This is a genomic window from Globicatella sp. HMSC072A10 (genome assembly GCF_001811625.1).
Lineage (GTDB): Bacteria > Bacillota > Bacilli > Lactobacillales > Aerococcaceae > Globicatella > Globicatella sanguinis.
Genome location: NZ_KV805817.1, coordinates 28,337 through 52,212 on the forward strand (window position 1 = coordinate 28,337; position 23,876 = coordinate 52,212).

At 36.5% G+C, this 23,876-nt stretch carries 17 protein-coding genes and 1 pseudogene; 4 read left to right on the forward strand and 14 right to left on the reverse strand.

What is annotated here, in order from left to right; translation table 11 throughout:
- Window positions 1-237: 237 nt before the first annotated feature.
- Window positions 238-1,134 carry a metallophosphoesterase gene (locus HMPREF2811_RS10160; protein ID WP_210386578.1) on the reverse strand — a complete coding sequence of 299 codons (897 nt, stop codon included), beginning with the start codon at window positions 1,132-1,134 and terminating at the stop codon, window positions 238-240.
- Between the two features lie 502 nt (window positions 1,135-1,636).
- On the opposite strand from HMPREF2811_RS10160, the gene HMPREF2811_RS10165 reads away from it, so the two are divergent.
- The 3 genes from HMPREF2811_RS10165 to HMPREF2811_RS10175 are packed head-to-tail and all read left to right on the forward strand — an operon-like array spanning window position 1,637 to window position 4,091.
- Entirely contained in the window at window positions 1,637-2,326 is a 690-nt protein-coding gene (locus tag HMPREF2811_RS10165; RefSeq protein ID WP_066124721.1) for a LexA family transcriptional regulator, read from the forward strand.
- A gap of 2 nt (window positions 2,327-2,328) precedes the next feature.
- A complete protein-coding gene (locus HMPREF2811_RS10170; RefSeq protein ID WP_071409230.1) occupies window positions 2,329-3,747 on the forward strand; it encodes a Y-family DNA polymerase in 1,419 nt (472 codons plus the stop codon).
- The gene (locus HMPREF2811_RS10175; RefSeq protein WP_071409231.1) at window positions 3,744-4,091 is read left to right on the forward strand and encodes a hypothetical protein; all 348 of its coding nucleotides are present in this window, start codon (window positions 3,744-3,746) and stop codon (window positions 4,089-4,091) included. Before HMPREF2811_RS10170 ends, HMPREF2811_RS10175 begins: the two co-directional genes overlap by 4 nt.
- 358 nt (window positions 4,092-4,449) lie before the next feature.
- Here the strand turns inward: HMPREF2811_RS10175 and HMPREF2811_RS10180 are convergent, their stop codons facing one another.
- The 13 genes and pseudogenes from HMPREF2811_RS10180 to parE all read right to left on the reverse strand — a co-directional run.
- Window positions 4,450-6,120 carry a formate--tetrahydrofolate ligase gene (locus HMPREF2811_RS10180; protein WP_071409232.1) on the reverse strand — a complete coding sequence of 557 codons (1,671 nt, stop codon included), beginning with the start codon at window positions 6,118-6,120 and terminating at the stop codon, window positions 4,450-4,452.
- 132 nt (window positions 6,121-6,252) lie between these two features.
- Window positions 6,253-7,047, reverse strand: coding sequence for a phosphatidate cytidylyltransferase (locus HMPREF2811_RS10185; RefSeq protein ID WP_071409233.1), 795 nt, complete (start codon window positions 7,045-7,047; stop codon window positions 6,253-6,255).
- A gap of 9 nt (window positions 7,048-7,056) precedes the next feature.
- Window positions 7,057-7,806, reverse strand: coding sequence for an isoprenyl transferase (locus tag HMPREF2811_RS10190; RefSeq protein WP_256388716.1), 750 nt, complete (start codon window positions 7,804-7,806; stop codon window positions 7,057-7,059).
- Window positions 7,807-8,140: 334 nt separating this feature from the next.
- On the reverse strand, window positions 8,141-9,295 hold the full coding sequence (gene dnaJ / locus HMPREF2811_RS10195; RefSeq protein ID WP_071409235.1) for a molecular chaperone DnaJ: 1,155 nt from the start codon (window positions 9,293-9,295) through the stop codon (window positions 8,141-8,143).
- Between the two features lie 247 nt (window positions 9,296-9,542).
- On the reverse strand, window positions 9,543-11,366 hold the full coding sequence (gene dnaK / locus HMPREF2811_RS10200; protein WP_071409236.1) for a molecular chaperone DnaK: 1,824 nt from the start codon (window positions 11,364-11,366) through the stop codon (window positions 9,543-9,545).
- A 25-nt stretch (window positions 11,367-11,391) separates the two neighbouring features.
- Window positions 11,392-11,994, reverse strand: a complete 603-nt coding sequence (grpE, locus tag HMPREF2811_RS10205) for a nucleotide exchange factor GrpE (RefSeq protein WP_071409237.1) — start codon at window positions 11,992-11,994, stop codon at window positions 11,392-11,394.
- Between the two features lie 21 nt (window positions 11,995-12,015).
- Entirely contained in the window at window positions 12,016-13,029 is a 1,014-nt protein-coding gene (hrcA, locus tag HMPREF2811_RS10210; protein ID WP_071409238.1) for a heat-inducible transcriptional repressor HrcA, read from the reverse strand.
- A gap of 466 nt (window positions 13,030-13,495) precedes the next feature.
- Window positions 13,496-14,392, reverse strand: coding sequence for a YitT family protein (locus tag HMPREF2811_RS10215; protein ID WP_071409239.1), 897 nt, complete (start codon window positions 14,390-14,392; stop codon window positions 13,496-13,498).
- A 9-nt stretch (window positions 14,393-14,401) separates the two neighbouring features.
- A complete protein-coding gene (gene hemW / locus HMPREF2811_RS10220) occupies window positions 14,402-15,559 on the reverse strand; it encodes a radical SAM family heme chaperone HemW (protein WP_246829856.1) in 1,158 nt (385 codons plus the stop codon).
- Window positions 15,549-16,538: a riboflavin biosynthesis protein RibF gene (gene ribF, locus HMPREF2811_RS10225; RefSeq protein WP_071409241.1), complete on the reverse strand. Its 990-nt coding sequence runs from the start codon at window positions 16,536-16,538 to the stop codon at window positions 15,549-15,551. Before ribF ends, hemW begins: the two co-directional genes overlap by 11 nt.
- A 25-nt stretch (window positions 16,539-16,563) precedes the next feature.
- Window positions 16,564-17,481 (reverse strand): tRNA pseudouridine(55) synthase TruB, encoded by a 918-nt coding sequence (truB, locus tag HMPREF2811_RS10230; RefSeq protein WP_071409242.1) that lies wholly within the window; start codon window positions 17,479-17,481, stop codon window positions 16,564-16,566.
- Window positions 17,482-17,732: 251 nt separating this feature from the next.
- Window positions 17,733-20,210: a DNA topoisomerase IV subunit A gene (gene parC, locus HMPREF2811_RS10235; RefSeq protein ID WP_071409243.1), complete on the reverse strand. Its 2,478-nt coding sequence runs from the start codon at window positions 20,208-20,210 to the stop codon at window positions 17,733-17,735.
- Window positions 20,211-20,517: 307 nt separating this feature from the next.
- A pseudogene (parE, locus tag HMPREF2811_RS10240) lies at window positions 20,518-22,521 on the reverse strand (DNA topoisomerase IV subunit B); the annotation flags it as partial.
- A 459-nt stretch (window positions 22,522-22,980) separates the two neighbouring features.
- Between parE and plsY the strand changes: the two are divergent.
- Window positions 22,981-23,589 (forward strand): glycerol-3-phosphate 1-O-acyltransferase PlsY, encoded by a 609-nt coding sequence (gene plsY, locus HMPREF2811_RS10245; protein WP_071409244.1) that lies wholly within the window; start codon window positions 22,981-22,983, stop codon window positions 23,587-23,589.
- The last annotated feature ends 287 nt before the right edge of the window (window positions 23,590-23,876 follow it).

The following is a 23,876-nucleotide window of genomic DNA, read 5'->3' on the forward strand; positions in this document are numbered from 1 at the left end:
AGAAGTAGAGAATTAGATTATTTTCGCTTCGTCTACCCATCCTCGCACAGGAAGTGGCATCAAACGAGTCTCTAAGAAACGGTTTGATGCCACTCCATCTTTATGTTTATAAATAACGAATACTATATTGATTAATTTTATGCCCCAGTCTTTTAGTTTGATAAAGTTTCGATGTTATCAAATGACATCATAGGATACTGATACAAACTTTAAGGGCCTAAGCTAACCAAGTGACCATCACGAGATTATTCTATTGGATGTCACATTTTTGAACTCATAAAAATACTTAAAGTCCGTCGTAACCGCGCCTGTTGCGCCGTCAATATCGATATATCGAACCCCACGGAAATCCCCTGTTTTTTCATCTCGTCCACAAAACATACCATAAATTAAACGAATTCCTTCCCACATCATTTCAGCATTATTTAAATGATTATGTCCACAATAAACCGAGTCAATTTGTTCTGAAAAAAAGAACTCTGAAAATAGTCCAGTATTAATACGACTAAAGGAGATGCATTGGTTTGGCTCTCTTAATTCTCCCGCTAAAATATTAACTCGCGCTTGATCATATTCTGGTAACGGTGAATGCATAAATACTAAATTATACTTCATATCAGCATAACGCTGGGATACCTTTCTAAACCATTCTACTTGCTTAGGCAATATCCAGTCGTTAGTACGCTCTAATCCAGGTGCTGTTCTACCAGAATCCATCACATAAAGAACATTGGATAACCCCTTATCCCCTTTAATCATCACGGCATATTGTGACAAGCCTTCAATCCATTCTTCATGTTCCCTTTTAACTTTATTTACAACAATCTCATTGAATATTTTTTCAATATCCACTCGGTCAAGACATCGTTCAGAATCATGATGGCCGTATGTGATGGCTTTAGGTGCAAGAAATTGGTTTAGAAAAGCAAAGAAGTTTCTAAAAATTAATTCTTCTTGTTCATTTTGATAAGTGTTGACATAGTCACCAGTTAACATAATTAAATCCGGTTTTAATATTTCTAACGCTTGCTTGATATCCGTTAAAATTATTTGATCATTTTCGTTGAATGGATAATGATTTAAATGAATATCCGTAATTTGCACAATACGAAATTGATTCGCTGGATTCATCATCAAATACATTACCTCACCCTTTTCCTTTATTTTATAATTTAAATATTAGCAAAGTATTGTAAACATTTTCTTAATGAATTGTATAGTAATTGTATGAAAATTGTAAATATTCGAGTAAACATTTAATGACAATTATTAAAAGATTTAAGGAGTGGACCAGAAATAGAAAAACGAATGATTTTCGCTTCGTAGGCCCACCCCCGCACAGTTGATTAGGCCTCAAACAGGTCGAAAGACGCAGTTTGAGACCACTCAACCACTGCGCTATCTAAATACTAGCAATAACTTGATTGAGTTTACCAAATTTATCTTTAACATCATTAAGACGCAGTTTGAGACCACTCAACCACTGCGCTATTAAATTAACTAACAATAATCTTAATTAAATTTATCAAGTTTATGCCCAGCCTCGTCTGTTACAAAACTAACTTATAATTGCTTTCCATTACAAAGCGTGCTAAAATAAAGTTAGTTAACAAACTTACACAAAGGAGTGATTTTAATGTTTTCTGGCCAACAATTAAAAAAACGTCGTGAAGAACTTGGCTTATCACAAAGTCAACTTGCGAAACAAGTCGGTGTGAGTCGTGCTTCATATTTCAATTGGGAAGCGGACAAAACGCGTCCTAATCAAAAAAACTTAGATTTATTAGCGGAATTGCTAGAGGTGACTCCGACTTACTTCGAATCGGAATATGAGATTGTTGATTTATATTTACAACTCACCCCACCTAATCAACAAGTTGTGCTCAATTATACGCAAAAAACATTAGATGATCAGCTTCAACAAGAAAAAACAGCTCAACCCATCCAATTATTCGAATACCGTGTTTACGAGAAGTTATCAGCTGGGACAGGATATTCTGCAATGGATGATCGCAATTATGAGACAGTTTATTTCGATGAAGAAATTGATTACGATATTGCCTCTTGGATTTATGGGGATTCCATGGAACCGAAATATTTAAATGGTTCAGTCGCCTTAATTAAAGACACTGGTTTCGATTATGATGGTGCGATTTATGCTGTGGTTTGGGACGGTCAAACTTACTTGAAGAAAGTTTACCGTGAAGCAGAAGGCTTAAGACTGGTTTCACTTAATAAAAAATATGCTGATAAACTAGCCCCTTATGATGAAGAACCACGTGTTGTCGGCAAAATCGTCGGTAATTTTATGCCCTTGGAGCGATAATAATGGGCTATATTGATTATTCGCGAGAGCCTCGCTCTGATATCGCGTTTATCGATATGAAATCCTTCTATGCCAGTGTTGAATGTGTTGAATTAGGCTTAAATCCACTGACGACTTCCCTGTGTGTGATGAGTCGTTCAGATAATTCAAATGGTTTAATTTTAGCGTCTTCCCCTTTATTTAAAAAGGTCTTTGGCAAGAAAAATGTGAGTCGTAGCTATGATTTACCTTTTAATATTCAAACCCGTCGTTTTGAGCCTTATATTGCTAAAAAACAAGGATTAAAAAGTGATTTAAGAACTAAACAATATATTGAATATTGGGCACAACGTACGTATATTGTGCCACCTCGTATGGGTTTATACATTGAGCGTAATCTAGAAATCCAAGCTATTTTACAAAATTATTCCCCTAAAGAAGAGATATTGCCTTATTCTATTGATGAGGGATTTATCGATTTAACGCGTTCACTTGATTATTTTATTCCTGACCGTATTACGACCAATCGCAAAATAAAGCTAGATCAAATTTCTAAAAAAATTCAGACCGATATTTTTCAAGCAACCGGCATCTATTCTACGATTGGTATGAGTAATGCGAATCCCCTACTCGCTAAGTTAGCACTGGATAATGAAGCCAAGCATAATCGCAATATGCGAGCTAATTGGTCTTATGAAGATGTCGAAACCAAAGTATGGCAAATTCCTAAGTTAACTGATTTTTGGGGTATTGGTAGCCGAACGGAAAAACGACTTAATAAATTAAAAATCTATTCTATTAAAGAGTTAGCCAATGCTAACCCTGATGATTTAAATAAAGAATTTGGTATTATCGGTCTACAATTATGGTTTCATGCTAATGGTGTGGATGAAAGCAATGTGTTAGAACGATACCATCCTCGCGCTAAAGGAATTGGTAACTCACAAATCCTACCTAAAAATTATTATTTACAATCCGATATTGAATTAGTGCTAAGTGAAATGGCCGAGCAAGTCGCGATTCGCTTACGACGTGTCCATAAGAAAGCAACGAATGTGGCAATTCATATAGGTTTCAGCAATGATGTAGACGTAGCTAGTATCAATACCCAAATGAAGGTTGATCCTACTCAAAGCACCAAGCGCTTAACTCAATATGTCCTCACTCTTTTTCGTAAAAAATATAAGGGACATCCCGTAAGAAGTATTGCGGTACGTTATAGCGGTTTAGTGGATGAAGTTTATACTTTTTACACCTTATTTGATGATCCCATTAAATTAGATAAGCAAGAAAAAATGGATCATGCCATTGATGAAATCCGCAGTAAATATGGTTTTCTTGCGGTTCAAAAAGCGAATTCGCTATTGGAAAATTCGAGAATGGTCGCACGGAGTAAGTTAATTGGTGGACATTCTGCAGGAGGGTTAGATGGTTTATCATGATTGATCGCAGTTATTTACCTTTTCGTTCGGCTCGGATGTACCATGATCGTAAGATGGCCAAATGGATGGGATTTTTCTTATCAGAACATAATAGTGCCTTAAATGATAATGGCGAAGTCATTGATTTTTCAAAAGCTTTATCGCTCGATGAAAAACTATTATTACTTTCCCAAGCATATGTTCATCAATTGACCATCAATTTTGTCGTTGGTACCGAAACCATTATCGGAACGATTACGGTCCTAAATACCGAACAAATTGGTGTCCAAACTAAGCAACATTACCATTTTATTCCGATTAAAGATATTATTACCATGCAATTAGCCGATGAAATTGAAAGTTAAGAGGAATATCAAAGACGTTGTTCATCCGTCATGATACTCCTCTATTTCTTTTTTTTAAATTACACTGCAACAAAATTACTAACCGCTTCCCTTTCGTCACAATCCCTTATGATTGACTCACTAGACAAGTTAAAGGATTAAGTTGCAAGATAATAGCTATCCAATGTAAAACAATACGCTTAATTTACTAAAATAAACTCTTAATACTGACTTAGCTCACAAATCCCCGCTATTGACTTACTCAAAAGCGTTAAAAGTATCATTAACCTCACAAGTCTTGACTACTGAATTAATAGGAAACTTGATGAATACCGAGCATTTTTAATACGCCACATTTTACCCAAGCAAACCCATAGGACTAAAACAAGCCTGTAATTGTACCGTCATTATCAATATCGATTGATTCAGCTGCTGGGACTTTTGGTAAGCCCGGCATGGTCATAATTTCCCCGGTAATCACGACGATAAAGCCGGCACCCGCCGATAATCGCAATTCCTTAACCGTTATATCAAAATCTTCTGGCGCCCCAATTAACTGAGGTTTGTCAGAAAAGGAATATTGAGTTTTGGCAATACATATCGGTAAATTAGCAAAGCCCAAAGTCGTCAATTGTCGTATTTGTTTGCGCACTTTTTTATCATAGATAACATGGCTACCATGATAAATTTTTTGTACTACTTTGGTAATTTTTTCTTCGATCCTATCGTCTAATTCATAGGCATAACGTAATGTAGCGGGCGTTTTTTCAGTCATCGCCACTACTTTTCGCGCTAAATCAGCGCCACCTTTCCCCCCTTGAGCCCACACATCAGAAAGGACCACTTCTGCATCTAAACTTTGACATAAGCTCAAAATTTCTTGTAATTCAGCTTCAGTATCCGTCGGGAATTTATTAATAGCCACGACGACTGGTACACCATAGACTGTTTGCAAATTAGTTAAATGGCATTGAAGGTTCGGTAAACCTTGTTTAACGGCTGCAAGATTTTCCAGATTTAAGTCAGTCTTGGCCACACCACCATGCATTTTTAAAGCGCGTACCGTGGCCACCAATACCACTGCGTGAGGCTTCAATTGGGCAGTACGGCATTTAATATCGAGAAATTTCTCCGCACCTAAATCAGCTCCAAATCCAGCTTCCGTCACGACATAATCAGCTAAATTAAGTGCGGTGCGAGTGGCAATCACACTATTACAACCGTGTGCAATATTCGCAAAGGGCCCGCCATGAATAATAGCAGGTGTATGTTCCAAGGTCTGGACAAGGTTAGGCATGATTGCTTCCTTTAATAAAACAGTCATGGCACCGGCCGCTTTTAAATCAGCTGCTGTTACCGGTTCACCTTTAACATTATAGGCCACAATAATTTTAGCAATCCGTGATTTTAAATCCGCTAAATCTTCTGCTAAACATAAAATCGCCATAATCTCACTGGCAACGGTTATATCATACCCATCTTCACGCGGGACACCATTGGCACTTCCTTGAAGCCCTGATACGATATGGCGTAATTGACGATCATTCATATCAACCACGCGTTTCCAAACGATGGTGCGTGGATCAATTTGCAAATGATTGCCATGATGAAGGTGATTATCTAACATCGCCGCTAATAAATTATGCGCAGCACCAATCGCATGGAAGTCTCCAGTAAAATGTAGGTTGATATCCTCCATTGGAACGACTTGAGCACGTCCACCACCAGCTGCGCCCCCTTTTAAACCGAAGACCGGTCCCAAGGACGGTTCACGTAATGCTAAGGCAGCCTTTTTTCCAATATAATTTAAACCATCTGCTAATCCTACCGACGTCGTTGTTTTTCCTTCCCCTGCTGGTGTCGGTGAAATAGCCGTCACTAAAATTAATTTTCCCGGATCTTTAACGGGTAATTTCTTATAGTCTATTTTGGCTTTATATTTTCCATAATGATGGAGTTGTTCATCTGAAATAGCTAACTTTTCTGCAATTTGATCAATGGGTGCCATTTCAACTGAATGCGCAATCTCAATATCTGTTAAATAACTCATCTCGCACCTTCTTTACTTTCTAACAAATCAATAATTAAATCTCATTATACTAATTATTTTATCATTTTTCAAATAGGTTTATTCCACACAAAAAGCACCGTCAATCTAATAAGAATGAAGATGCTGAATTATTTATTGAAATAAATTGAGCCAAATCATAAACATAAAACTCGCAAAAATTAAACTATCAAATCGGTCTAATACACCACCGTGTCCTGGTAAAAATTTACCTGAATCCTTAACATTAAAATGACGCTTTAACGCTGATTCGACTAAATCACCAAATTGTCCGACTAGCGATAAGATAATACTCAATAGCCAAACATGATTGGTATCACCTAAATTAGGTTGGAAAATAAAAACAAAGACAACACCAGCAAGCATCGCACAAAGGACACCCCCAATAGAACCTTCAATCGTTTTGTTGGGACTGACTTCCGGTGCTAATTTATGTTTACCATAGGTTCTACCAATAAAATAAGCGCCAATATCAGTGGCCCAAATCACAATGAATAGATAAGCTAATGTGACTAGGCCCATATCTCGAATTAAAATAATAAAACGAAAGCCAAATCCAACGTATAAAGCCGCAAACATTAATACCGATACTTCTTCAAAGTTGATTTCTTTATAACCATAGACGGTTAAAACCAATAGCGCCATTCCACACAAATAAAATAAAAACTGAGAATTGAAATTAGTAATCCAACTTAAATTATAATGTTCTGGTAAAACGATTAAAGCGACTGCAAGCGAAGAAATCAAACCAATCGCATTAAAATATTGAATCTGTTTCATGCGAGCAATTTCAAATAATCCTAAAATAGCCACTACTAGGATGCCATACGCGAAAGGATGACTTCCTAAATAAACAAAGGGAATAAGTACTGCTATCCCCATTATCGCCCCAATAATTCTTGTTCTCATCGGTCCCTCCTAAACTTTTCCGAAACGACGGTTACGATTACTAAAAGCAACCAACGCTTCTTCAAAATCTTTTTCAGAAAAATCTGGCCACAAGACATCTGTAAAATACAATTCGCTATAAGCAGATTGCCATAATAAGAAGTTACTTAAGCGTTGCTCACCACTGGTTCTAATCACTAAGTCAGGTTTTGCGATGGCTCCATAACGTGCAGTGAATAAATAATCTTCAACTAATGCCTCATCAATTTGATCTATCTCAATTGCTCCCTCTTTAACTTTTTGACTAATCGCCTGGATGGCCTGAATCATCTCTTGTTGTCCACCATAATTAATCGCAAAGTTTAATACTAGTCCAGTACAATGCGCACTTTCAGCAATAGCTTTATTTAAAATGTTTTGGGTATCCTCAGGTAATTTGGTAATATCACCAATACATTCAACACGACAATTATTTTCAATTAATTCTGGTAAAAAAGACGAGAAAAAATCACCCGGTAATTTCATTAAAAAGTTAACTTCATCTTGAGGTCGTCCCCAATTTTCAGTTGAAAAAGCATAAAGTGTGATTAACTTAATTCCCTTACGATTAGCATATTTGGTGATACGCTTAATAGTTTCGACTCCACGTTTATGGCCGGCTACACGCGGCATGAATCTTTTTTTAGCCCAACGTCCATTGCCATCCATAATAATCGCAACATGCTGGGGTATCGTTTGTAATTCTTTAGACATGTTATATAATCCTTTTCCCTTTTTTATTCTAAACTTAAATTTATTATATCAAAAAAGCCTAGAGAATAGAATAGTTCTGTAATTTTGTCTAATAACCACTGTCACCATCATAATAATCTATCTGTTTACAGATAAAAAACGCTAAAACACATTCTTGTTAACGATATTCAAAATAAAAAACCGACACCTACTAGCTAGGGTAAGCTAACTAGTAAGGCCGGTTTGATAACTCATCCAGTTGACTTTCAAAAGTACAATGAGAAGATGTCTAAGTTACACATTGGTATAAATTATTTATTCTATCTCTGCATTATAAACAGCTTGAAAATTCCACTTTTAAAGTCAACTCAGTGAGGATATATTATTTGCCGTCAAACATATCTTTTACTTTGTCAAAAAAGCCTGGGTCATGTCCTTTTACACTCGATCCGCTTTCTTTGGCTAAGTCTTTAAATAATTGTTTTTCTTTATCAGATAACTTAGTTGGTGTTACCACTTTGACGGTTACATGTTGATCGCCATTTCCTGTTCCACGTACACTTGGTGCTCCCTTGCCACGTAGTCGGAAAGTGGTATCCGTTTGAGTACCCGCTGGAACTTTAAGCTTTACATTACCATGAACCGTTGGCACAGTAATTTCGTCACCTAATGCCGCTTGTGCGAAATTAATAGGTAAATTGTAGAAAATTTCAGTACCATTACGTTCAAATTTATCACTTGGTTTCACACGGAAAATAACGTATAGATCGCCATAAGGACCACCGTTTTTACCGGCTTCACCTTGTCCTGATAAACGCATTTGTTGATCATCATCCACACCTGCTGGAATAGTAATTTTAACAGAATGATCTTTATTTTCAATACCTGCACCATGACAAGTATGACATTTTTCTTTAATTTCTTTACCTGTACCTTGACAGACATCACAGACTGTTTGAGTCATCACACGACCAAATGGTGTATTACGTTCTACTTGAATCGCACCTGTTCCATGACATTTCGAACAAGTTACGGGTTCAGTACCTTCCTTGGCTCCGGAACCATGACAAGTATGACATTCTTCGTTACGCTTATACGTAATAGTCGTTTCTTTCCCAAAGATGGCTTCTTCGAAGGTTAAGGTTACACGATATTGTAAATCATTTCCTCGTTGAGGAGCATTTGGACGACGACTGGCACCTCCCATGCCGCCACCAAAGAATGTATCGAAAATATCTTCGAAGCCACCAAAGCCACCGGCACCACCGCCGAAGCCTCCAAAGCCGCCACCAAAGCCACCACCAAAGTTAGGATCATTGGCTGCATGACCATATTGATCATATGCTGCTCGTTTTTGGCTATCGCTTAGAATTTCATACGCTTCTGTTATTTCTTTAAATTTTTCGTCCGCACCCGGTTCTTTATTAATATCCGGATGATATTGTTTTGAGAGTTTACGGTATGCTTTTTTTATTTCTGCATCTGAGGCATCGCGTGAAACACCTAGGACTTCATAATAATCACGTTTAGTTGCCATTTTCAACCTCCTTCGTTGTAGACTTATCTATCATAATCAAAAATTAAGAATTTATCAATATTCATCTGAAAAATACTAAATAGGAGTGAGCTGGAAGCCAAGACTCATCGTTTCTGACTTCCTCGCCCACCCCAGCTATCATACTAAATTATTAGGTTGTTCGAATGTATTTAATAACAAAAGCCTTCATTAAAGTCTAACATTATCTTCAAAACGAATCAGACCTTACAATCTTATTAGCAGTTGATTATTCGTCTACTTCTTCGAAGTCAGCATCTACTACGCCGTCAACATTTTGGTTATCTGAAGTTGCTTCAGCACCTGCTGCTTGTTGTGCTGCTGCCGCTTGTTCATATAATTTAACGGTTAAGTTTTGAACTACTTCATTTAATGCATCACGTTTAGCTTTCATTGCTTCTAAGTCGTTTGCTTCAACGGCTGCTTTCAATTCATCACGTGCTGCTTCTGCTTCTTTAACTTCTTCTTCAGATACTTTGTCTTTTAATTCATCTAAAGTTTTATCAGTAGCGAAGATTAATTGATCCACTTCATTACGTAAGTCAGCTTCTTCACGACGTGCTTTATCTGCTTCTGCGTTGGCTTCAGCATCTTTCACCATACGATCGATTTCTTCATCAGTTAAACCTGAAGATGATTTAATCGTAATCGTTTGTTCTTTTTGAGTACCTAAATCTTTTGCACTTACGTTAACGATACCGTTTTTGTCAATGTCGAAAGTTACTTCGATTTGAGGGATACCACGTGGTGCAGGTGGAATATCCGTTAATTGGAAGCGACCTAATGTTTTGTTGTCAGCTGCCATTTGACGTTCACCTTGTAATACGTGTACATCTACTGCAGGTTGATTATCAGCTGCGGTTGAGAACACTTGTGATTTAGATGTTGGAATTGTAGTGTTACGGTCAATTAATTTAGTGAACACGCCACCCATTGTTTCAATACCTAATGATAATGGTGTTACGTCTAATAAGACGATATCTTTCACATCACCTGAGATAACCCCACCTTGGATAGCAGCACCCATTGCAACCACTTCGTCTGGGTTAACTGATTTGTTAGGCTCTTTACCAGTTTCTTTACGAACAGCTTCAACCACTGCTGGAATACGTGTTGAACCACCTACTAAGATAACTTCGTCAATTTCAGATTGTGATAAACCAGCATCTTTAATTGCTTGACGAACAGGTTGTTTTGTACGTTCTACTAATTCATGGGTTAATTCTTCAAATTTCGCACGAGTTAATGATAATTCCATATGTAATGGACCTTCTGCTCCTGCTGTAATGAATGGTAAGCTAATTTGTGTTGAAGTCACACCAGATAAATCTTTTTTAGCTTTTTCAGCAGCATCTTTCAAACGTTGTAATGCCATTTTATCTTTCGATAAGTCAATACCATTTTCTTTTTTGAATTCTGCTACTAAATAATCCATAATTTTTTGGTCAAAGTCATCTCCACCTAAGTGGTTGTCTCCTGATGTAGATAATACGTCGAATACGCCGTCACCTAATTCAAGAATTGAAACGTCGAAGGTACCGCCACCTAAGTCGAATACTAACACTTTTTCTTCTTTATCAGTTTTATCTAAACCATAAGCTAAAGCTGCTGCTGTCGGCTCGTTAACGATACGTTCTACTTCTAAACCAGCAATACGGCCAGCATCTTTTGTTGCTTGACGTTGAGCATCGTTGAAGTAAGCAGGTACCGTAATAACGGCTTTTTCAACTTTTTCGCCTAAGTAATCTTCAGCAAAACCTTTTAAGTATTGTAAAATCATCGCTGAAATTTCTTGAGGTGTGTAGTCTTTGCCACCCATTGAAACTTTATGGTCTTCACCCATATAACGTTTAATTGAGCTTACAGTGTTAGGATTTGTCACTGCTTGACGTTTTGCAACTTCCCCTACTTGAATTTCATCGTTTTTAAAAGCAACAACTGAAGGTGTGGTACGATTACCTTCTGGGTTTGGAATAATTTTTGCTTCTCCACCTTCTAAGACAGAGACAGCTGAGTTTGTAGTACCTAAGTCAATACCAATAATTTTAGCCATTTTACATTTCTCCTTTATAATTTAATTATTGAGATACAATAACCATTGCTGGTCGTATCACGCGTTCATGCAATAAATATCCTTTTTGTAAAACATTGATTACCACGTCAGAATCTTGACCTTCTTCTGCTTCCATCACGCTGACTGCTTGGTGGAAATTAGGGTCAAATTTTTCTCCCATTGGATCAATGACTTTAATGTTTTCACTTTCCAAAGCATTTTGTAATTGTGAGAGAACCATCTCAACACCTTTTTTCAATGCTTTAGCGTCATCAGAATTAGTCTCGCTTTGTAAAGCGCGTTCTAAGTTATCAACTACTTCTAACATTGAAGTTGCTAATTTTTGCGAACGATATTTTGCTAAATCTTGACGATCCTTAGCATTCGTTCTTTTCATATTCGCAATTTCAGCTTGTAATCTTAGCACTTGGTCTTCTAGAGCATCATTTTTTGCTTCTAATTCAGCAAGTGGATTCTCTTCCACCTTTGTTTCTACTGTTTCATCAACAGTTGAGCTTGCTTCTACTTCTGCTGTTGTTTCTTCAACATCTTTGGTAGTTTGGGATTCAAATTCAACTTCTGAAACATCTTTATCTAATTCTTCATTACGTTTGTTTTCTTCTGCCACTACGATACCTCCTTTTAATTGTTAATAATTCGATAGTTCGATTAATAAATCTTGCATTCCTGTCATAATTTTATGATAAGGCATTGTCGCAGGACCTACCAAACCAAAGGTAATGACATGATTGCCAATTTTACTTTTCGCCGTAACGATACTTACATTTTTAAAGTGATACGGTGGCGTTGTAAAATCAAATGTGACATTCAAACCAACTTTTGCATCAGTTAAAAATTGATACCAGGCTTCGTTTCCATCGATTAAATCAAACAAAGTGCGCCAGCCTTCAGTTGGTAGTTGTGGATCAATGAGATCAAACAAATGATTTTTTCCTGCAACATGATAATACTGACTGTCATGTGCTTCGATTGCCTTTTTGATTAAAGAGGCAAAATTCAATTGTACTGAAACAGCCTGTTGAATTTTTAAGGGAATTGTCAATTTCATACGTTGATACACATCATCTAATGTTAAATCGATCAATTCATCTTGAATAATTTGTTCAATCTTATCGATTGCCTCGTCTTTTAAAGCATATGGTAAATCAAATAATTGACTTTCAACCTGTCCATGGTCACTAATCACTGACGCAATGAGTTGATAATCCGATAATTTGGTTAATTTAAAATCGCGCATCCTACGATGACTCAGATTCGAAATCAAAACGACTACCGGATAACCAGTATAGTGTGCTAACTGATTAGTCGCATGTAAGACAAATTGTTGAACATCATAATAACGTTCACCAAATAGCTTACTTGATTGTTCTGGCTTATTTTCAGACTCTTGCTTTATTTGTTCGATTAATTGATCAATGTAAAATTGGTAGCCTTCATAAGAAGGAATACGACCACTTGAACTATGAGCTTTCATTAGAAACCCTAATTGCTCGAGCGCCATCATATCATTACGAACAGTAGCTGGACTTACTTGTAAGATACTTCTTTGCAATAAAGTCCTCGAACCGATAGGTTCTTCGGTCTCTCCGTACAATTTAACAATCAACTGTAATATCTGTTGTTGTCTAGGCGTTAAATTCATCTATTTTTCTCACCTCACTAATTAGCACTTATATACTTGGAGTGCTAACCTATCTATATCATACACCCTACTATAGCCTTTGTCAACACTTTTTAATAAAAAATTAGCACTCTTTTATAGAGAGTGCTAATCGACAGAAAGTTGCTATTATAAGGTTCTGTATAACAATGATAAAATGTTTAGTTTAAAATAGAAAATAATTGCTAAAAACAAAGCTATTAATTGAGCCATAAAAAAGTTGGTTAGGGTCCCTGTACTAACAGTTACTTAATACATACACTTAGCTATTTACTTTATAACTTTCGTATTCGTCTATTTGCTTCCACGTCATTATGGGTAAGTTTGGATTGAAGGCAATAACGGCTTTTAGGTCGCAATACCAGACTTTCCATTGATTAATCCATCATTAAAACGTGGTAACGACTTGAAATGACTAGCTTTTTCTATATTATCATGCTCTAATAAATTAAGGTTCATTACTAGAAAGGTTGGTCACTGCCGGTGTATCATTCTCAGGTTCAATAAAGAAAGTAAAGCCTTCGCCGACTACTTGATGAATATCGGTGACGGTAACAAATGCCTTAGGGTCAATTTCATGAACGATTTTTTGTAATGCCAGTAATTGACGTTCGCTAATGACAATATATAGCACATGCTTTTCCAGTTGCGTATAAAAACCATAACCATTTAATACTGTAATACCACGATCTAATGTATCGGTAATTTTCTGTGCGATCGCTTGATGCTCATTCGAAACGATTGTAACAGCTTTACGTGGGTTAAATCCTTCCAAAATAAAGGAAAGAACTTGACTTGTAATCAATAAAGTAATGACCGTCATCACACCTTTTTCTAAGCCGATGACAAAGGTTAAGGGGGTAATAATCATAATGTCTAAAATTAACAGACCTCGTGCCACGCTAATCCCTAAATATTTTTTCATCATTAAGGCTAAAATATCTGTCCCCGCAGTCGTTCCATTACCGTGGATGACAATCCCAACAGATAATCCGATTAAAAAACCAGCCACTAATGGTGCAACAATGGTATTTTCAGGAATAAATTCTCCTATATGGATATATTGTAAAAAAATAGATAATGACGCAATCGCTAAAATTGTATAAAAAATAGTCTTTTTATCTAAAAACTTCCAGCCAACAATTAGTAATATCGTGTTAACAACAAAACTGACAATGGCATTATTCCAATTAAAAACATATAGAAAGAATAATGAGAACCCCGTAATACCACCTTCACCTAATTCATTCGGTATAATCACCGAATTAACAGCGATCGAAAAAATGAAATTACCTAATAAAACCAAAAAGATATTCACCAAAATTCTAATATGATCTTTTTTCATAAGCTCCCCCTACTTTGTTATCGTTCCTAATAAATCACGAAATACCGTATCCGCTAAAAATAAGCCACGACTCGTTAAATAAACATGGTCATCCGCAATGGTCAATAAGCCATTTTGTTGTTGTTCTACAAAAAAATCACCAAACAATTCGGTCGCATCTTGATTAAAACGCTCCGTAAATTCACTTAAATAGAAACCACGTGTCGTTCTTAAAGCTAAAAATAAAAATTCTTCCATTTGATCAGACTCTGTTAATGGTAATCGATTCACAACCGGTTTTTGATTCGCTTCAGTAGCTCTTAAATAATGATGAACGGGTCCATTATTATAGTATCGAACATTATCAATAAAACCATGTGCTCCAGCACCAAAACCATAATATGGCGTATAATGCCAATATTTTAAATTATGACGTGACTCGAATCCAGGTCGTGCAAAGTTACTCACTTCATATTGCTCAATACCGTTCTCTTTTAAACGGCGAATGGCTAACTTAAACATATCGGCATCTACATCTTCAGAGGGCAATGGTAGTTTGCCTTCTCTTTGTAATTGTTGAAAAACCGTTTGATTTTCAATGATTAAAGAATAGAGCGAATAATGTGGTAAGTCTAATGATAAGGCTTTGGTTAAACTATCATCAAAATCGGCTAATGTTTGTCCCGGTAGTCTAAATATCAAATCAATACTTAAATTCGTTAGTCCAGCTTCTCTTAACCATTCAATACATTGATAAACATGACGTTCACGATGATTACGACCAATTTTTCGCAATAACAAATCGTTAAAACTCTGTACCCCCATACTCACGCGATTAACACCAAAAGACTTCAATAATTGACATTTTTCTGGAGTTAATTCACCAGGATTAATTTCAAATGTATACTCCGTTTGATCATCATAGGGTAATATTTGTTGGATGTTCTCCAATAATTGCGTCAATTCTTCAATATTTAAGCAACTTGGTGTGCCACCACCTACATAAATCGTATCAAATGGTTTGGTAGACTTTACTTCATCCATATATAATCGCATTTCATTGGCTAAGCCCGTTAAATAACGACCTACTGGTTGTCCATCATAGAAATATTTATTAAAGGCACAATAATGACAAATTTTCTTACAAAATGGAATATGGATATAAACAGCATCCGCTCTATTCATCATCTTTCACCTTTTCATTAACAGATGTCGTTGACTGTTGTGCTAGCTGCTCAAAATACGTTTTTGTATTCATTAAATCTTGGTCTAATTGATGAATGAGACCTTCAATGCCATCAAATTTCATTTCACCACGCAAATAATGATGCCATCTTACTTTTACAAAATGTCCGTAAATGTCTTGCTCAAAATCTAATATATAGACTTCACAGGTTTTTTGGCGATTCGCCTCAAACGTAATATTATAACCAATGGATGCCATGCCTTGATACCATTTTCCATCAACTTCAATCTCGCAGACATAGACCCCAACACCTGGTAATACCTCTTGCGGATTAATTTGCACATTAGCTGTAGGATAGCCAATTGTGCGTCCTCTTTTATCCCCGTGAACGACCTTTCCGCTAGTTTGATATAAATAACCAAGCTCTTCATTGGCGATTTCGATTTGATTGTTTACCAATAATTCCTTAATATTGGTAGTCCCAACTTTTAAATTATTATTTTTTAATTCTGGAACTTCAATGACGTCAAAACGCCCTTTAGCATGTTCCGGCAATGTTTTCATATTGGCAAGCTCTTGTTTACCATAGGTATAATCAAAACCGGCTACCACCGTAACCGCTCCGAGATCGACAATGTAACGATCTACAAACTCTTGAGGACTTTGCGTACCGAATTCTAATGTATAGTCTATTAAATACAATACATCTACCTCTAATGCACGCAATAGCTCAACTTTACGATCTAATAAAGTCAAATAAGTGACATCATCTGGGTTTAATTGACGGTAAATAATTTTTGGATGCTGATTAAAAGTCATTACTGCTAAAGGCATCTGTTTTTCAATCGCAATTTTTTTCGCTGTATTAATAACCGCTTGGTGCCCTCGGTGTACACCGTCAAAGAAACCCAATGCTAAGACAATCGGCCCAGGAAAAATTTGTTCTTGATTATAGGGATGATGTAATTTTATTATATTCATTACGAAACCCTTCTTTCTAGTAATCTTATTCGTTCTCGACGAACATTCTTAATGGTTTTAATAAATTTGGTTTTAAGGGATGGGGTTGGTAAATGGCCCGAGCCAATCCTTGATAAAATATGACGGTTGGTTCCGACACTAATGAATTAAAATAATCATGTGGTAATAATTTCCCATGTTGAACATCATGATATTGTGATTCTGTTAAGATGATGCTTGGAAATTCAGTCAGCGCTGATTCAATCGGGCAAATTGCCTCGTTAATGGTTCCTTGTTCAACTGCTACTTGAACTTGATCAAGCGTTAACGCTTGCTGTTGATTGAAACCACCCGTTGCATTGCGTGTTAGCCGCGACATGTGGCTGGCAAATCCGAGTTTCTCTCCTAAATCAACGGCTAAAGTACGAACATAAGTGCCTTTCCCACAAACAACATGAAAATCCCAAGTTTGGGTTTGTTGACTTTCATTGTAAACAGGCTCACTGGTACGTATAAAGGAATCAATTTGGACTTGTCTTACCGGACGCTCCACTTTTTCCCCAGCTCGTGCATATTCATACAGTTTGCGACCATTGACTTTCACCGCTGAATAATACGGTGGAACCTGGTTGATAAGCCCTTCCATTTCAGCCATTTTTTGATCAATTAAATCAATATTGACAGGAGTTAACACAGGTGTGGTCGACACTTTTTCTCCACTAGCGTCTTCCGTTTCGGTCGAATATCCTAAAGTGATCGAACCTTGATATTCTTTTTGTCCATCCATTAATAATTCAACCAATTTGGTCCCTTCGCCTAAGCAGACTAATAAAACTCCGTCTACATCTGGGTCAAGTGTCCCAGTATGACCAATTTTTTTCATTTTTAATATTTTGCGCAGACGAAAAACGACATCATGACTGGTCATGCCTTTTTCTTTCCAAATGGGTAATAAGCCTCTCATGTTGTGCCTCTCTCCTTTACATACAAAATTAATTATATCAGATATTGCTTTCATTTGTGAGTGATTAACTAATTTTTCATTATATATTTAACAAATACTTATAACGAGTTGTACTAAGCTTTCTCAAACAAGCCAAACTGCAAAACGATAGACGAGTAAAAGCAAATTTATGTTCATTTCACACCTTAAATAAATAAAAAAAGACCCCATCAATCTTTATCATCCTCTTGATGGAGCCTATCGAAATATAACTATTCCTCATCTAACATTTTTAAGCGAGCAGGATACATTCCGACAACTTTACCCAAAGTTTCTAATTCTTGAATAGCGGACCCGTTTGATAAACGGTCGGTTAAAGCAATATCCATCGCCTTAATTTCGTGTGTTTTACCAGTGTCACCTAAGATAACTACTGGAATATTTCCTTTTTGTAAAGCTAAAACTTGAATAAAACGATGTGGATTCGTTTTTAATTCTTTTAATAATAAATGTCCCCGACTTGAGCGGTTATTCACTTGAGAGATAACCTCTACGTCAAAGCGTTTAATATTTGCTCTTTGAGTTAATGCTAATAATTGTGGACGTTCCACTGCTTTATCAATTAATAATGAAGCAACTACTTGATCGTCATCTTTCAAGTTAATCGCCACTACACCTTGCGCTTTGGTTCCGCTAATCGCCACTTCTGATAATTCATAACGGACACCATAACTCTTCTCAGTAATCACAACCACTTGATAATCATGATTCACTTTTGCTAGGTGGACTGACACCAATTCATCTTCTTTATCTTGTAATTTCATTGCCATCATCGTCTTAGTTTTATAGCTACGATAAGTTGTAAATTGTGATAAAGTTGTTTGCTTAATTTTACCATTACGACTAGTCAATACCAATGTTGGATTAGCTTCAGGTTTTAATTTATCTGGTTCCATTACCGATTTAAAAGCGGCAATTAACTGCTCTCCATCTTCTAAATGATAATTGGTTGAAATATGCATTCCCATATCTTTCCAACGAATATCTGGTAATTCATGAACTGGTAAATGAATATAGTTTCCTTTATTCGTAATTAACACAATCGCATCATGCGTACTCATCTCTTTTACAAAGATTGGATAATCCAAATCACGACTTCCTAAGTCAGTCGTGTCGGAAGCGCTAAATGAGCGGACACTGGTGCGTTTGATATAGCCTTCATTCGTTACCGATACATAAACCTGTTCTTCGGGAATCATAATACTCGTTTCGACAATAATTTCTTCAACTTTATCTTGAACAATGGTTCTTCTTGGTGATGCAAAACGTTTTTTAATGTCTTTTAATTCATTGGCCAATACTTTTTTCAAGATATCTTCATTATTTAAAATATTTTGATACATCATGATTCGCTCATTTAATTCAAGCTTTTCATTTTGTAATGCCTCGATATCCGTATTGGTTAAACGATATAATTGTAAGTTAACGATTGATTCAGATTGAACTTCTGAAAAATCAAATTCACGCTCTAAGTTGCGCTTAGCATCTGCTTTGTTATCCGAGTTACGAATGACTGCAATCACTTCGTCTAAAATAGACACAACCCGAATCAAACCTTCTACAATATGTAGCCGTTTTTTATCGGTTGCTAACATATGCTTGGTACGCTTCGTAATCACCTCTTTTTGATGATCAATATAAGCTTCCAACATTTGCATTAAGCCTACCACTTCCGGACGGCGATTATGGATAGCGACCATATTAAAGTGATAATTAACTTGTAATTCAGTATTTTTTAATAAATATTGTAAGATGCCTTCAGCATTCACTTCACGTTTTAATTCAATGACCACGCGCACACCATTTCGGTCACTTTCATCACGAACTTCCGATATCCCTTCAATTTTCTTCTGAATACGAATATCATCCAAACGTTGAATTAATTTGGCTTTATTAACATCAAATGGTAATTCCGTCACCACAATTTGTTGCTTATTACCTTTTAAGTCTTCTATTTCAGTTAAAGAACGTACGACAATTTTTCCTTGACCCGTTTCATACGCTTTACGAATTTGGTCTGCCCCTTGAATAATCGCACCAGTCGGAAAATCAGGTGCAGGAATTAATTTTATAATATCGTCTAAACGATAGCGCTTATGGGTTAGCATATAGATAACCGCATCAATTACTTCTCCTAAATTATGAGGTGGTATTTCAGTTGCATAACCAGCAGAAATACCGGTGGCACCATTGACTAATAAATTGGGAAAACGAGCAGGTAAAACAGTTGGCTCTTCTAATGTATCGTCAAAGTTTAGCAGATACTCAACCGTCTCATGTTGAATATCACGTAATAACTCATCAGCAATGGGTGATAAACGCGCTTCTGTATAACGCATAGCCGCTGCTGGGTCGCCATCCATACTCCCGTTATTACCATGCATATCAATTAAGGTTTCGCGTAATTTCCAATCTTGACTCATGCGGACCATCGCTTCATAAACAGAAGAATCCCCATGAGGATGATAATTACCAATTACATTCCCTACTGTTTTAGCAGACTTACGATATGGATTACTTGCGGTATTGCGGTCCATGTACATTGCATATAAAATACGGCGTTGTACCGGTTTTAATCCATCACGAATATCAGGTAAAGCACGGTCTTGGATGATGTATTTAGAATAACGTCCAAAACGATCTCCAATGACACTGGCAAAATTTAATTCTTGAATATTTTCTTTTACCATGTTTTACCTCCTAAAATAATTCTAACTGGCCATTTTCATCATCTTCATTATCCAATGGCTTAGTGTTCTCTTTTTTTACTGTCTTTGCTTTTGATTTTGATTGAGCCGATTTTTTATTTGTTGTTTTGGCTGGTGGACGGTTGGCCGTTGATTGCGCTTTGCTTTTATTATTTGTAGTATTTTTGGTGCCTTTTGAATTCTGTTCGGTCACGTCTACTACATAATGGTCAGAACTACCATTATCAAGTTCTTCTAAATCCAGAGCTTCTTCCAATGTGTCTATTTCATCATCTTTCAATCCATGTGCTTCTTTAATTAACTCTTCTGTTGCTTGGTCAGTAGACTGACTAGTCCCTTGATTTTCTTTTAATAAAGTATCTTCTTCATCCATCGTGAATTGAACATTACTTTCAATCCATTTACGACGCGGTTCAACTTTCGCACCCATTAAGGTCGTCACACGGCGTTCAACCTGCGCCGCATCATCAATCGTCACACGTATTAAAATTCGAGAATCTGGGTTCATCGTTGTTTCCCATAATTGATCCGCATTCATTTCCCCTAAACCTTTATAACGTTGTATAATATAGCCTCGCCCAATCTTCTTAATCGCTGATTGTAACTCCTCATCGGTCCAAGCATATTCTACTTGTTGTTTCTTACCAGAACCTTTTGAAACTTTATATAATGGTGGCATTGCCAAATAAACTTTTCCAACTTCAAGTAGTGGTTTCATATAACGATAAAAGAAAGTCAAGAGTAAGACCTGAATATGAGCCCCATCGGTATCCGCATCGGTCATAATAATAATTTTGTCATAATTACAGGAATTAATATCAAAATCAGTTCCTACTCCTGCCCCGATAGTATAAATCATCGTATTGATTTCTTCGTTTTTCATAATGTCTTGCATTGACGCTTTTTCAGTATTAATTACTTTACCACGTAATGGCAAAATAGCTTGATAACGACGGTCACGACCTAATTTTGCGGACCCACCCGCTGAATCACCCTCGACTAGGTATAATTCATTTTTACTCGCATCTTTTGACTGGGCTTTGGTTAGCTTACCAGAAATCAATTTTTCTTGTGCCGATTTCTTCGTCCCACTACGAGCGGCTTCTCTAGCTTTACGCGCTAATTCGCGAGTTTCACGAGCACGAATCGCCTTGCGTAAGATCATTTGGCTAAAATTCCCATTTTCATTTAAGAAACTTGAAAGACGTTCATACATTAAATTCTCTACTAAAGGACGAGCTTTGGGTGTACCCAATTTTTCTTTAGTTTGCCCTTCGAATTGTAAGTATTGTTCTGGAATACGAACGGACACCACCGCGGTCAAACCTTCACGAACATCACTACCTTCTAAGTTTTTATCTTTTTCCTTAATTAGACCTACTTTACGACCGTAATCATTAAATGCTTTGGTAATCCCGGTTTTCATACCGACTTCATGCGTTCCTCCAGAAGCAGTCCGAACATTATTAGCAAATGATAAAATTGTTTCGGAGTATCCATCATTGTATTGCATTGAAAAATCAACTTCAAATTCTTCCACTGCCGCTGAAAAACTGAACGCATCTCCCAATACATCTTTTTCTTCATTTAAATATTGAATAAAATCTTCTAATCCTTTTTCATAATGAAAAATTTCTTGGTAGTCATGGCGTTCATCTACTAGTTCAATCGTTAACCCCTTTAATAAAAAGGCAGATTCTCTTAATCGTTCAGCAATCACTTCGGAATTAATATGAGCACTACCAAAAATACTTTTATCTGGCATAAAATGCACGGTAGTACCATGAGCCGTTTTACTTGAAGCTTTTGATTTAACTAATTTTGAAGCAGGTTTCCCTCCATTTTCAAATCGCATTCGATAAAGATTGCCATCACGTTCAACGGTCACTTCTAACCAGGAAGATAATGCATTAACCACACTTGCACCAACACCATGAAGTCCTCCGGAAGATTTATAGCCCCCTTGACCAAACTTACCACCCGCATGGAGGACAGTTAAGATAACTTGAATGGTCGGTACCCCACTTGCGTGCTGACCAACTGGCATCCCGCGGCCATTATCTTGTACTCGAACACTACCATCTGCTTTAATTTCTACTTTAATATAATCAGCAAAACCAGATAAAGCTTCGTCGACTGAATTATCGACAATCTCATAAATTAAATGATGTAATCCTCTTTGGTCTGTCGAACCGATATACATCCCTGGTCTTTTTCTTACTGCGTCCAAACCTTCCAATATTTGAATCGCGTCATCATTATATTGAATTGGTGTCGTCTTAGTTTCTGACATTTAATCACCTCTAAAATTTTCTTATATTCAACTCTTCTATAATAGCAAATAACTTTACTGCTTTTCAAATATTACTTGAAATTTGTAATTTAAGCAAATACAACTTACATGGAAGTGGGCTAGAAGGAGAAAATGAAATAATTTCCGCTTCGTCTATTCACCCCCGCACAGTTGGGAGTAGACCAGAAGTAGAAAATGAATGATTTTCGCTTCGTCTGCCCGCCCCAGCACAGTTTGAGGCCATTCAACCACTGCGCTGTAAAATAAGTAAAATAAATACATAAATAAATGGAACCAAACAAATTTATAAAGTTTATTACACAACCACATATATGGCTGTTTAAATAATCATAAATGCATTATAAACTTACAGCTGTCTTAATTATGGTACGTTAAGCATTGTTGTTTCACTTTATTTAATGTAAAATAATAGCGTATATCCAAAGATGGAGGTTTATTATGCAATTTATATTTTTATTTATTTGTTATTTATTAGGATCAATTCCAACTGGTGTTTGGTACTCAAAAATTAAACACCAGATTGATGTGCGTGAATTGGGTAGTGGTAATAGCGGCGCCACCAATATTGGACGTAATTTTGGATTTAAAGCTGCTATTTTTGTGTCAGTCATTGATGTTCTAAAAGGACTGGTGGCGATGATACTTGCACATTACTTTTATCCTAATACCGATTGGGTCATAATGGGAGCTGGTATAGCCGCTATTTTAGGTCATGCTTATCCTATTTTTGCCAATTTTCGTGGTGGAAAAGTGGTCGCCACTTCTTTTGCAGTATTAGCTGGTTATAATTTTTTCATTGGTTTAAGCTTTGTATTATTGTTATTTTTATTAATCTATTTAACGAGCACTATTAGTTTAGCCGCCTTAACGAGTTTTTCATTAGCAGCCTTATATGTTTTATTTACCCAACCGTTAATATTTGGTCTTGGCTTTATCGCAATCGCCGCCTTTATGATTTATCGCCATCGTACTAATGTGGTCCGTCTGATGAAAGGTGAAGAAAGTCGCATCAATTTCGGTCTTAGAAAACCAACAAATAATAACTAATATCAACTATTATCGTGGTTATTAAACAACCTTAAGTAACCCATCTAACCCAATAACTAGCCATCCGTTTTTTACGGGTGGCTTGCTTGTTTTCTAGGAAGTACTTGGGTACTAATGTCCTGTTATGTTGTCTATCAAGCTTCTGTTTATGCTCAAGAGTAAAATCATACAATAACGCCTACTTGTATTTTTCTAGGAAATTCATCTATTCTCAAGTGTGATTTCAGGGAGTGGGCAAGAAGTAGAAAATTAAAAAATTTTCGCTTCGTCTGCCCACCCCCGCACAG

Excerpts from the sequence above, each read along its gene's own strand:
- HMPREF2811_RS10160 (WP_210386578.1), bottom strand. The coding sequence starts at position 1,134 with ATGATGAATCCAGCGAATCAATTTCGTATTGTGCAAATTACGGATATT.
- HMPREF2811_RS10165 (WP_066124721.1), top strand. The coding sequence starts at position 1,637 with ATGTTTTCTGGCCAACAATTAAAAAAACGTCGTGAAGAACTTGGCTTA.
- HMPREF2811_RS10170 (WP_071409230.1), top strand. The coding sequence starts at position 2,329 with ATGGGCTATATTGATTATTCGCGAGAGCCTCGCTCTGATATCGCGTTT.
- HMPREF2811_RS10175 (WP_071409231.1), top strand. The coding sequence starts at position 3,744 with ATGATTGATCGCAGTTATTTACCTTTTCGTTCGGCTCGGATGTACCAT.
- HMPREF2811_RS10180 (WP_071409232.1), bottom strand. The coding sequence starts at position 6,120 with ATGAGTTATTTAACAGATATTGAGATTGCGCATTCAGTTGAAATGGCA.
- HMPREF2811_RS10185 (WP_071409233.1), bottom strand. The coding sequence starts at position 7,047 with ATGAGAACAAGAATTATTGGGGCGATAATGGGGATAGCAGTACTTATT.
- dnaJ (WP_071409235.1), bottom strand. The coding sequence starts at position 9,295 with ATGGCAACTAAACGTGATTATTATGAAGTCCTAGGTGTTTCACGCGAT.
- dnaK (WP_071409236.1), bottom strand. The coding sequence starts at position 11,366 with ATGGCTAAAATTATTGGTATTGACTTAGGTACTACAAACTCAGCTGTC.
- hrcA (WP_071409238.1), bottom strand. The coding sequence starts at position 13,029 with ATGAATTTAACGCCTAGACAACAACAGATATTACAGTTGATTGTTAAA.
- HMPREF2811_RS10215 (WP_071409239.1), bottom strand. The coding sequence starts at position 14,392 with ATGAAAAAAGATCATATTAGAATTTTGGTGAATATCTTTTTGGTTTTA.
- hemW (WP_246829856.1), bottom strand. The coding sequence starts at position 15,559 with ATGATGAATAGAGCGGATGCTGTTTATATCCATATTCCATTTTGTAAG.
- ribF (WP_071409241.1), bottom strand. The coding sequence starts at position 16,538 with ATGAATATAATAAAATTACATCATCCCTATAATCAAGAACAAATTTTT.
- truB (WP_071409242.1), bottom strand. The coding sequence starts at position 17,481 with ATGAGAGGCTTATTACCCATTTGGAAAGAAAAAGGCATGACCAGTCAT.
- parC (WP_071409243.1), bottom strand. The coding sequence starts at position 20,210 with ATGGTAAAAGAAAATATTCAAGAATTAAATTTTGCCAGTGTCATTGGA.
- plsY (WP_071409244.1), top strand. The coding sequence starts at position 22,981 with ATGCAATTTATATTTTTATTTATTTGTTATTTATTAGGATCAATTCCA.